Here is a 10,627-nt window from a genome sequence, read left to right on the forward strand (position 1 = left end):
GCATGAGCGCGGTATCCGACGACATCACTGCCGATTTCATCATCGAGGCACAGGAAATCCTGGATCGCCTCGGCGAACAGCTGGTGTCGCTGGAGCAGGCACCGCAGGACACCGAACAGCTCAACGCGGTGTTCCGGGGCTACCACACGCTCAAGGGCGGCGCGGGTTTCCTCGGTGTCACCGCCATGGTCGAGCTGTGCCACGCCGCTGAAGAAGCGCTGGGCGCTGCACGTGCCGGCCAGGCCGTGCTGCAGGCCCATCACTTCGACGCCGCCCAGCAATCGCTGGACTACCTGCAGTCGATGCTCGATGCCGTGTCTTCCGGCACCGAGCCGGGCTATGCACCGCCGGACCTGATCGCCCAGTTCGACGTGCATGGAGGTGCAGCAGCGCCTGCCGCCGCTGCCGCCGCACCGGCGGCCGGTGCCGGCGACCTGATCACCGACGACGAGTTCGAGGCGCTGCTCGACCAGCTGCACGGTGGCAACGCACCGACTGCGGTGGCGCCGGCAAAGAAGGCCGACGACGGCCTGATCAGCGAAGATGAGTTCGAAGCCCTGCTCGACCAGCTGCACGGCGGCGCCGCACCCGGCGCCAGGCCCGCAGCTGCGGTGGCGCCGGCACCGATCGCCGCCCCGCGCCCGGCGGCCGCACCGGCACCGGTGGCCAAGCCGGCCGCCAAGCCGCTGGCCGAAGCCGAACACACCGTGCGCGTGGACACCAAGCGCCTGGATGCGATCGTCAACCTGATCGGCGAACTGGTGCTGTCGCGCAACCGGCTCAAGACCCTGCGTGCGCGCCTGCGCGACGAGGAGCTGGACCGCGCCGTGTCCACCCTGGACATCGCCACCGCGCGCCTGCAGTCGGCGGTGATGCGCACCCGCATGCAGCCGGTGGGCAAGGTATTCTCGCGCTTCCCCAAGGTCGCCCGCGACGTCGCCCGCTCGCTGAAGAAGGAAGTGGACCTGGAGCTGATCGGCGCCGAAACCGAGCTCGACCGCAACCTGGTCGAAGCGCTGGCCGACCCGCTGGTGCACCTGGTCCGCAACGCCATCGACCATGGCGTGGAAATGCCCGACCTGCGCGAAGCGCAGGGCAAGCCGCGCATGGGCCATGTGCGGTTGTCGGCGCAGCAGGAAGGTGACTACGTCAGCATCGAGGTGCAGGACGATGGCGCCGGCATCGATCCGGAAAAGCTGCGCGCGAAGGCACGCGAGAAGGGCCTGATCGATCCGGAAGCCGCCGCCCGCCTGAGCAGCGAGGAGTGCCTGCACCTGGTGTTCCTGCCCGGCTTCTCGACCAAGCAGCAGGTCACGGATATTTCCGGGCGCGGCGTCGGCATGGACGTGGTGCAGTCGCGCATCCGCGAACTCAGCGGGCAGATCCAGATCCAGTCGGAGCTGGGCCGCGGCAGCCGCTTCCTGATCCGCGTGCCGCTGACCCTGGCGATCCTGCCGACCCTGCTGGTGCAGGCCGGCGAGGACGTCTATGCGCTGCCGCTGGCGCGCGTGATGGAGGTGCTGCACGCGCCGCCCACCTCGCTGGGCTGGTTCGATGGCCGTGCCGTGCTCGACCGCCGTTCGCACACGCTGCCGCTGGTCGATCTGCGGCAGTGGCTGGATGTGACGCCGGCCGCATCGACCCTGCTGACCATCGTGGTGCTGCAGGCCGGCGAAGCGCGCTTCGGCCTGGTCGTGGACCAGGTCCGTGGGCGCGAGGAAGTGGTCATCAAGCCACTGCCGAAGGCCCTGCGCGGCCTGCGCGGTTACGCCGGTGCAACCTTGATCGGCGATGGTCGCATGGCGCTGATCCTGGATGTGGATGGCCTGCGCAGCCCGCACGACTGACCCGCTTGCTGAACCCGTAAAACCGTGAAGTCGCACCAGTAGCCCGTACCGGTGTCTCAAGTCCCATTCATACAAGCCGATACCGGATCCATGGATAGACTCAGCCTCATTGGACTCTTTCTCGCCCTGGCCTCGCTGGTCGGTGGCAGCATCCTCAAGGGCGCCGGCCTGGCGTCGTTGTGGTCGCCTGCGGCGTTCGTGATCGTCATCGTCGGCACCGTTGCCGCGATCCTGCTGCACACCTCGCCGGCGGTGTTCAAGCATGCGTTCAAGATCGTGCGCTGGGTCGTGCGCCCGCCGCACAGCGATCGCCGCGAACTGATCCAGCAGATCGTCGAGTGGAGCAACATCGCCCGCCGCCAGGGCCTGCTCGGCCTGGAATCGCAGGTGGAAGCGCAGCAGGACCCGTTCCTGCGCAAGGGCCTGCAGCTGCTGGTGGACGGTGTCGAGCCCGAATCGATGCGGCACATGCTGGAAATCGAACTGGGCAGCCAGGAACACCAGGACCAGGCCGGCGCCAAGGTGTTCGAAGCGATGGGCATCTACGCACCGACGCTCGGCATCATCGGCGCCGTGCTGGGCCTGATCGCGGTGATGAAGAACCTGGCCGACCCGAGCAAGCTCGGCCACGGCATCGCTGCGGCGTTCACCGCCACGATCTACGGCATCGCCTCGGCCAACCTGCTGTTCCTGCCGATCGCCGCCAAGCTCAAGAGCGTGATCTCGCACAACACGCGCGACCGCGAAATGGTCATCGAAGGCCTGATCTCGATCGCCCAGGGCGAGAACCCGCGCAACATCGAAACCAACCTCTCCGGCTTCCTGCACTGACATGGCCCGCCGCAAGCACCACGAAGAGCACGCCAACCACGAAGCATGGGCGATCCCCTATGCCGACCTGATGACGCTGCTGCTCGCCTTCTTCGTGGTCATGTACGCGATCTCGTCGGTGAACGAGGGCAAGTACCGGATCATGGCCGACGCGCTCACCGATGCCTTCGGTGGCGCGCCGCGCACGATCAATCCGGTGCAGGTGGGCAACAAGCAGGTGCAGGGTGGCGGCTGGGACAGCCCGTCGGTGATCAAGTCCGGCACCAAGATCGGACCGTCCGCGCCGGCGCCCTCGCACGACCCGACGCTGCTGCCGTCGATGGCCTCGCAGATGCGCATGCCCGTGTCGGTGCACAACCAGGAGCAGATCGCCCGTGCCGAGCGCCAGCTCAACACGATTGCCGACCGCCTCACCGCCGCACTGGCGCCGCTGATCGACCGCGGCATGATCAGCGTGCGCCGCACGGAACTGTGGATCGAGGTCGAGATCAACAGCGACATCCTGTTCCCCACCGGCTCGGCCGCACTGGACGTACATGCGCGGCAGACCCTGGCCAGCCTGGCCGAGGTGCTGCGCGACGTGCCCAACAGCGTGCGCGTGGAAGGCCACACCGACAACGTGCCGATCGCCACCGCCACCTTCCCTTCGAACTGGGAGCTGTCGGCCGGACGCGCCGCCAGCGTGGTGCATCTGTTCGCCGACCAGGGCGTGCAGCCGTCGCGGCTGGCAATGGTCGGCTATGGCCAGTTCCGCCCGCGCGAAGAGAACGACAGCGCACAGGGCCGCAACCGCAACCGCCGGGTGATGGTCATCATCCTGGCCGACACCTCGCATTCGGTGGACCCGCTCGGCCAGCGCCTGAACGCAGCCACCGGCGCCACCGGCAGCACCGTCACCGAACAGGCCGCCGCAACGCCGGCCAGCGCCCCCACCTCCCCCATCGCACCGGTGACGTTGCCACCGGTGCCGGCTGGCAGCCGCGTCGGCGCCGCCGTTCCCCCGGCAATGAAGGAGTAATCCGATGCGCATCTGGGCAGTCGCCAACCAGAAGGGCGGAGTCGGCAAGACCACCACCACCCTCGCCCTCGGCCGCGGCCTGGCCGCGCTCGGCCATCGCGTGCTGCTGATCGACCTCGATCCGCATGCTTCGCTCAGCCGCGCCTTCGGCGTGCCGGTGGACCCGCCGCCGGCCGGCGTGCTGGAGCTGTTCGGCGCACCGCCGGCGGACCTGTCCGGCCTGTGCCATGCCAGCAACATCCAGGGCCTGGACTACGTCTGCGCGCAGTCCGCGCTGGCCACGCTGGAACGCCGTAGCGCCAACCAACCCGGCCTCGGCCTGGCCCTGCAGAACGCGCTGGCGCGCCACCAGGGCCAGCACGACTACATCCTGCTGGACTGCGCACCGACGCTCGGCCTGCTGATGATCAATGCACTGGCTGCCGCCGATCGCCTGATCATTCCGACCCAGGCCGAGCCGCTGGCGCTGCACGGCCTGGATGGCATGGTCCGCACCGGCGAGATGGTCGAGCGTTCGCGCCGGCGGCCGCTGCCGATCTCGATCCTGCCAACCCTGTTCGACCGCCGCACCCGCGCCGGCAACGAGTCGCTGCGCACCATGCAGGACCGCCATGGCAGCCGCGTCTGGGAAGATGCGATTCCGATCGACACCCGCATCAGCAACGCCGCCGGGCTGACCCTGCCGAGCGTCGGCGAAGACTACCCGGGGCGCGGCCTGGCCGCCTACCGGCGCGCCTTGAACTGGATTCTCGGCGAGGATGCCCGTGCCCTGGAGCAGGCCGCATGAACAGCACCGGCATCCTCGACGACTACCTGGACGAACTGCTGGGCGAGGCGATCGCCCCGGCCGCCGCTCCCCACCCCGCGCCGATCAGCACCGCCCCGGCCACGGCCACCGAAGCCGCCGCCGAACGCGAACCCACCTGGGATGACCTGCCGGCCGAGGTGATCTACGAAACCGAAACCGAGAGCGTTGCCGCTGCCCCTGCCGTGGACAATGCCGCACTGGAAGCCGCTTTCGATGCTGCGTCCGCGCCCGTCGGCGTGATCGATGCCGAACGCGAACCCACGTGGGACGACCTGCCCGCTGAAGTGGTCAACGAAACGGATGCCGTCGTCGCGGCCCCGGCCGAGGATGAGGCTGCACTGGAGGCCGCCTTCGAGGCCGCCGCCGCGCCGGCCAGCGCTGGGTCCACCGAACGCGAGCCGACCTGGGATGACCTGCCCGACGAGGTCATCCACGAAACCGCGCCGGCACCCGCTGCGGCCGCTGCGAACACCGGCCCGGAACCCACCTGGGACGATCTGCCGGACGAAGTGATCTACGAGACCGACCCGGCGGACAGCCATCGTCTCGCCCACACCGACAGCCCCGGCCTGCAGGCCGCCTTCGAGGCGGCCGCTGGTGGCGAAGACGTGCCTGCGCCGCCGCCCGCCGTGGTCGCAGCGCCGGTGGCACCCCCGGCGGCACGCCCTGCACCGGCCCCGGCCGCACGCGCCGCCACGCCGCCGCCGCGCGTCGCCGTCGATGCACCCGCAGGCAACCGCCCCGGCACCTGGCAGGAGCTGCAGGCGCAGGCCCACCAACCGGCCCGCAGCCCGCATCCGCAGAACCGTCGCGCCGGTGAACGCACCTCGCGCTGGCTGCGCCTGCGCTGCGGCACCCAGGCCTATGCGCTGGAACTGCTGAAGGTCCAGGAGGTCGTGCTGCCGGTGCCGCTGCTGCCGTTGCGCGGCACCGCTGCCGCCATGCTGGGCATCATGAACCTGCGCGGTCAGGTGGTTCCGGTGATGGATCTGGGCCTGCACCTGGGCGCGGCTGCCGCCGAGGACGACGCCCAGACCCGCATCGTGGTGCTGGAGGAAGACGGAGAGACCATCGGCCTGCGCGTGTCGGCAGTGGAAGATGTCGCCAACCTCACCGATTCGCAGATCGAACCTCCCGATACCGCACGCATCTGCCAGATTTCCAACGACCTGTTCCGCGGCGTGGCCCGCGTCAGCCAGCGCCCGATGATCCTGCTGGACGCCACACGGCTGTTGAGCTGACCCCCAAAAAGGGGACGGAGGGGATTAAGTCGCAAGTGGCTCGGCGCTTGGCGCCGAAGCGGTGCCTGTCGGGGACGCAAGGAGTTGATCCGTTGGATCAACACCTTACATCCCCACTGCGCGGTCGCCGTTGCCGAGGGGGCTGCGGCAGAGCCAGGTCGCTTGCGACTTAATCCCCTCCGTCCCCTTTTCAACAGCGACCGCATCGACGCACCGCGTCGATTCTTCTAAAGAACCCCACCGGGGTGCCGTTATGGATCACGGAACCGTTTGTCCGGAGCAACGATGAGCACTGTCGAACTGGGTGGGGATCTCGGCATCGAGAGCACTACCGAGCTCAAGAACCGCCTTGCCCCCCTGGTGGAGCAGGCAGGCGAGCTGACCCTGGATGCCAGCCAGGTCGCCCGCATCCACACGGCCGCCGTGCAGGTGCTGTGTGCGTTCGTGCAGGCCCGCCGCGAGGCAGGCCTGGGCACCGGCTTCCACGGTTGCACTGCAACCTTCCGTGACGCCGCGCGCCTGCTGGGCGTCACCCAGGCCCTCGGCCTGGACGTAACCCATGACAACCTGAAATCTGTGGAGAACGCTGCATGAGCGCACGTATCTTGGTGGTGGACGATTCGGCGTCGATGCGCCAGATGGTGTCCTTCGCCCTCACCTCGGCCGGTTTTGCCGTCGAAGAAGCTGAAGACGGCGCGGTCGCGCTCGGTCGCGCCAAGGGCCAGCGCTTCAATGCGGTGGTTACCGACGTCAACATGCCGAACATGGATGGCATCGCGCTGATCCGCGAACTGCGCCAGCTGCCGGACTACAAGTTCACCCCGCTGCTGATGCTGACCACCGAATCTGCCGCCGACAAGAAGTCCGAAGGCAAGGCCGCTGGCGCTACGGGTTGGCTGGTCAAGCCGTTCAATCCCGAACAGCTGGTCGCCACCGTGCAGAAAGTGCTGGGCTGATCGCCCGGCACCGCTCCCCCTCTTCGCTTCCGGACCACCACTGCCATGAGCATGGACCTGCAACGCTTCCACGCCACCTTCTTCGAGGAGAGCCGCGAAGGCCTCGACGCGATGGAGGCTGGCCTGCTGGCCCTGGAATCGGGGCAGCAAGACGCGGAGATCATCAATTCGGTGTTCCGCGCTGCCCATTCGATCAAGGGCGGCGCCGGCACCTTCGGCTTCGACGCGATCGCCGGCCTGACCCACGTGCTGGAAACGCTGCTCGATGAGCTGCGCGCCGGCAAGCGGGCACTGGAAGGCCACGCCGTCGACGCCATGCTGTCTTCGGTGGACGTGCTGCGCGCCCTGCTGCGCGAAGCCGAACATGGCCAGGCTGCCGATCCGGCTGCCGTCGCTGCGGTGAAGGCACGCCTGGAGGCGGTTCTGTCCGGCCAGGCCGCAGCGAGCGCCCCGGCGACCGCCGCAGCCAAGGTGGACGATACGCCGGAAGCCTGGCAGATCGGCTTCACCCCGGCGCCGTCGCTGTTCATGAGCGGCAACGACCCGCTGCGCATCATCCGCGAACTGGAACACCTCGGTTCGCTGCAGGTCGCCGCGCGCATGGACCGCCTGCCGGGCTTCGCCCAGCTCGATCCGCTCGAAGCCCACCTGGCGTGGGATCTGGGTCTGGTCGGCAAGGTGCCGCGCAGCAAGATCGAAGACACCTTCGCGTGGGTACTGGACGACTGCGAGCTGGACATCCGTCCGGCCGCACCGCCGAGCCTCGCCACCCAGGCGCCGGCCGCGGCTGCTCCCGCTCCGGCGGCAGCGTCGCCGTCGGCACCCGCCGCGCCTGCCGCCAGCGGTGGCGCCAGCCAGGAAGCGGAAACCTCCATCCGCGTCAGCGTCGACAAGGTCGACGCGCTGATCAACCTGGTCGGCGAACTGGTCATCACCCAGGCCATGCTCAAGCAGGTCTCGCATGCGCTGGACCCGGTCCACGCCGAGAGCCTGTTCGCTGGCCTGGACCAGCTTGAACGCAACACCCGCGACCTGCAGGAAGCGGTGATCGGCGTGCGCATGCTGCCGGTCGATGCGGTGTTCCGTCGCTTCCCGCGCCTGGTCCGCGACCTGTCCAGCCGCCTCGGCAAGCAGGTGCGGCTGCGCACCGTCGGCGAAGGTACCGAGCTGGACAAGGGCCTGATCGAGAAGATCGCCGATCCGCTGGTGCATCTGGTGCGCAACTCGATCGACCACGGCCTGGAAATGCCCGACGTGCGCCGCGGTGCAGGCAAGGACGAAACCGGCACGATCACCCTGGCGGCCTCGCACCAGGGCGGCCACATCGTCATCGAAGTCAGCGACGACGGTCGCGGCCTGGACCGCGCCAAGATCCTGGCCAAGGCCACCGAGCGCGGCCTGGCGGTGCCGGACAACCCGACCGATTCGCAGGTCTGGGACCTGATCTTCCAGCCCGGCTTTTCCACGGCCGATGCGGTCACTGACCTGTCCGGTCGTGGCGTCGGCATGGACGTGGTCCGCCGCAACATCCAGGCGTTGGGGGGCGAGGTGCAGATTGAAAGCAGCCTCGGCGCTGGCACCCGCACGCTGATCCGCCTGCCGCTCACCCTGGCCATCCTCGATGGCATGACCGTGGCGGTAGCCGGTGAGACCCTGATCCTGCCGTTGGCCTATGTGCTTGAGGCGTTGCAGCCGCAAGCCGAGGACATCCGCAGCATGGCCGGCGAAGGCCGCGTGCTGCGCGTGCGCGGTGAATACCTGCCGATCCTGTCGCTGAGCGAGTACTACGGCTACGGCAACCGTGCACCCGGCAGCGAATCGCTGGTGGTGGTGGTCGAAGGCGATGGCCAGAAGATCGCCCTGGAAGTGGACGAACTGGTCGGCCAGCAGCAGGTGGTGGTGAAGAACATCGAGAACAACTACCGCCGCATCGGCGGGGTGTCCGGTGCGACCATTCTCGGCGACGGCCGCGTCGCATTGATCGTCGACATCGGCGGGCTGGTGCGTTCACTGCGGATGCCGCAGGCCGCCTGATCCACACTGCATGCGTGTACTGGACCGCCGCCCTTCGGGGCGGCGGTTTTTGTTTGCGCGCTCTGCCAAGGGGGTCGGATCCCTTTCCGCAGGAAAGGGATCCGACCCCATCCCTTCTGTGAACTCCGTCGCCATGATGGTTGCGGGCGCAACTACTTCATCCAAGCGAAAGCACGCCGCTGCAACGCTTTCGCGCTGTCATCCCTACGCAACCGAATGTGATCTGCGTCCATAAAGTCCACGCGGACGGCGCCGTTATTTCGCAATGACGGCCGTCACCGAACCCCACCGGGCACCACCGTTCGCTCTGCAACCCCCCCCAAACCGGCGCACAGACGCCGGCACTCTGCCCACCTGGAGCACCCTGCATGAAGTGGTTCCAAGATCTGCCCATCGCCCGCAAGCTGGCCGTGGGGTTCACCCTTACCACCCTGATGACCCTGGTCCTCGGCGCGTTCGCCCTGCTGCGACTGAGCGAAGCCAACGCACAGCTGCGCGAGATGGCCGGCAACGATATCCCCTCGGTCCAGCACCTGGGCGAGGCGCGCTCGCAGCTCGGTGAGTTCCGCACCTACGAACTGGCCCAGCTGAGCATGCTCGACCAGCCGGAGAAGGTCGCCGACTACAACAAGCGCATGGACGATACCGCCAAGGCCGTACATGACGAACTGGCGGCGTACGCGGCGCTGCCGGCGCTGGACAAGGAGCGCGAACTGTATCGCGCCGCCAGCACCCAGCTGGATCGCTACTTCGCTGCCAACAAGGCGATGCGCGACGCCGTGGCCGCCGGTGATGGCGCGCAGGCCCAGCAGATCTCCGATGAGCAGTCACGCCCGGCGCGCCGCGACCTGTTCGCTGCGATGAAGGCACTGGGCACCCACATCGCCGGGCAGATGGACGGCAAAATCGCCGACGCCAACGCCACCCATCGCACCAGCATGATCGCCATCATCGGCTGCATCGTGCTGCTGTCGCTGGTGGCCGCCGCGCTGGCCATCGTCATCTCGCGCGCCGTTACTGGCCCGCTGGGCAAGGCCGTGCATGCCATCCAGGCGGTTGCCCGCGGCGACCTCAGCGTCAGCACCCAGGCCACCAGCAAGGACGAAGCCGGCAGGATGCTGGCCGCCACGACCGAGATGACCGCAATGCTCCGCCGCTTCAGCGAGCAGACCCAGCTGATGGCACAGATGCACGCGGGACCGGACATCAGCCATCGCATTCCGGAAGATTTCCCGGGTGTCTATGGCCAGCTGGCCGGCGGCATCAATACGGTGATCTTCGAGCACCTGGATGCGATCCGCGATGCCATCGACGTGCTCAACCAGTACGCCATCGGCAATCTCACCCCGGATGCACGCCGCCTGCCCGGCAGCCGCGCGATCCTGCACGAATCGATGGACGCGGCCAAGGCCAGCCTGCTGGCGATCAATTCGCAGATCCAGCAGCTGGCCGCGGCGGCCGCTGCCGGTGACTTCAGCCAGCGCGGCGACGCACAGCGTTTCCAGCATGACTTCAAGCTGATGATCGAGCATCTCAACACCATGATGCAGGTGGCCGACGGCAACCTCGGCCAGCTCTCGCAGCTGCTGCAGTCGATCGCCGCCGGCGACCTGACCGCGCGCATGGAAGGCCAGTTCAATGGCGTGTTCGCGCGCATGCGGGATGATGCCAACACCACCGTTGCACAGCTGACCCAGATCGTCGGCCAGATCCAGGCCAGCGCCTCCAGCATCACCCTCGCCGCCGGCGAGATCGCCTCCGGCAACAGCGACCTGTCGCGCCGCACCGAGCAGCAGGCCGCCAACCTGGAAGAAACCGCCGCCTCGATGGAGGAACTGACCTCCACCGTGCGCCAGAACGCCGAGCACGCACGCCAGGCCAACCAGCTCGCC

Annotated in this window: 9 protein-coding genes; all 9 read left to right on the top strand. The window is 68.2% G+C overall.

The annotated features are described in order from the left end of the window. Nucleotides 1–2 precede the first annotated feature (2 nt). Nucleotides 3–1,847: a chemotaxis protein CheA gene (locus tag AC5P5W_RS20200; RefSeq protein WP_032959429.1), complete on the top strand. Its 1,845-nt coding sequence runs from the start codon at nucleotides 3–5 to the stop codon at nucleotides 1,845–1,847. A gap of 90 nt (nucleotides 1,848–1,937) precedes the next feature. Further along, complete coding sequence (locus AC5P5W_RS20205) at nucleotides 1,938–2,678, top strand: flagellar motor protein (RefSeq protein WP_005409527.1); 741 nt, start codon at nucleotides 1,938–1,940, stop codon at nucleotides 2,676–2,678. Between the two features lies 1 nt (nucleotide 2,679). Continuing rightward, nucleotides 2,680–3,696: a flagellar motor protein MotD gene (gene motD / locus AC5P5W_RS20210; protein ID WP_014647029.1), complete on the top strand. Its 1,017-nt coding sequence runs from the start codon at nucleotides 2,680–2,682 to the stop codon at nucleotides 3,694–3,696. Nucleotides 3,697–3,700: 4 nt separating this feature from the next. Beyond that, complete coding sequence (locus AC5P5W_RS20215) at nucleotides 3,701–4,483, top strand: ParA family protein (protein WP_014647028.1); 783 nt, start codon at nucleotides 3,701–3,703, stop codon at nucleotides 4,481–4,483. Further along, entirely contained in the window at nucleotides 4,480–5,745 is a 1,266-nt protein-coding gene (locus AC5P5W_RS20220; RefSeq protein WP_197574771.1) for a chemotaxis protein CheW, read from the top strand. The genes AC5P5W_RS20215 and AC5P5W_RS20220 overlap by 4 nt, the downstream gene beginning before the upstream one ends. A gap of 285 nt (nucleotides 5,746–6,030) precedes the next feature. Then, a complete protein-coding gene (locus tag AC5P5W_RS20225; protein WP_014647026.1) occupies nucleotides 6,031–6,339 on the top strand; it encodes an STAS domain-containing protein in 309 nt (102 codons plus the stop codon). After that, nucleotides 6,336–6,701 (top strand): response regulator, encoded by a 366-nt coding sequence (locus AC5P5W_RS20230; RefSeq protein ID WP_005409521.1) that lies wholly within the window; start codon nucleotides 6,336–6,338, stop codon nucleotides 6,699–6,701. Before AC5P5W_RS20225 ends, AC5P5W_RS20230 begins: the two co-directional genes overlap by 4 nt. Nucleotides 6,702–6,746: 45 nt before the next feature. Continuing rightward, a complete protein-coding gene (locus AC5P5W_RS20235; protein ID WP_197574769.1) occupies nucleotides 6,747–8,735 on the top strand; it encodes a chemotaxis protein CheW in 1,989 nt (662 codons plus the stop codon). A 368-nt stretch (nucleotides 8,736–9,103) separates the two neighbouring features. Beyond that, nucleotides 9,104–10,627: HAMP domain-containing methyl-accepting chemotaxis protein (locus AC5P5W_RS20240; RefSeq protein WP_495221415.1), on the top strand; the 1,524-nt coding region annotated here is incomplete at its 3' end.

The sequence above is a fragment of the Stenotrophomonas sp. YJH_SMC_123 genome (genome assembly GCF_059368215.1).

Coding starts and splice junctions, on each gene's coding strand:
- AC5P5W_RS20225 (WP_014647026.1), top strand. CDS start 6,031: ATGAGCACTGTCGAACTGGGTGGGGATCTCGGCATCGAGAGCACTACC.
- AC5P5W_RS20215 (WP_014647028.1), top strand. CDS start 3,701: ATGCGCATCTGGGCAGTCGCCAACCAGAAGGGCGGAGTCGGCAAGACC.
- AC5P5W_RS20235 (WP_197574769.1), top strand. CDS start 6,747: ATGAGCATGGACCTGCAACGCTTCCACGCCACCTTCTTCGAGGAGAGC.
- AC5P5W_RS20230 (WP_005409521.1), top strand. CDS start 6,336: ATGAGCGCACGTATCTTGGTGGTGGACGATTCGGCGTCGATGCGCCAG.
- AC5P5W_RS20200 (WP_032959429.1), top strand. CDS start 3: ATGAGCGCGGTATCCGACGACATCACTGCCGATTTCATCATCGAGGCA.
- motD (WP_014647029.1), top strand. CDS start 2,680: ATGGCCCGCCGCAAGCACCACGAAGAGCACGCCAACCACGAAGCATGG.
- AC5P5W_RS20220 (WP_197574771.1), top strand. CDS start 4,480: ATGAACAGCACCGGCATCCTCGACGACTACCTGGACGAACTGCTGGGC.
- AC5P5W_RS20205 (WP_005409527.1), top strand. CDS start 1,938: ATGGATAGACTCAGCCTCATTGGACTCTTTCTCGCCCTGGCCTCGCTG.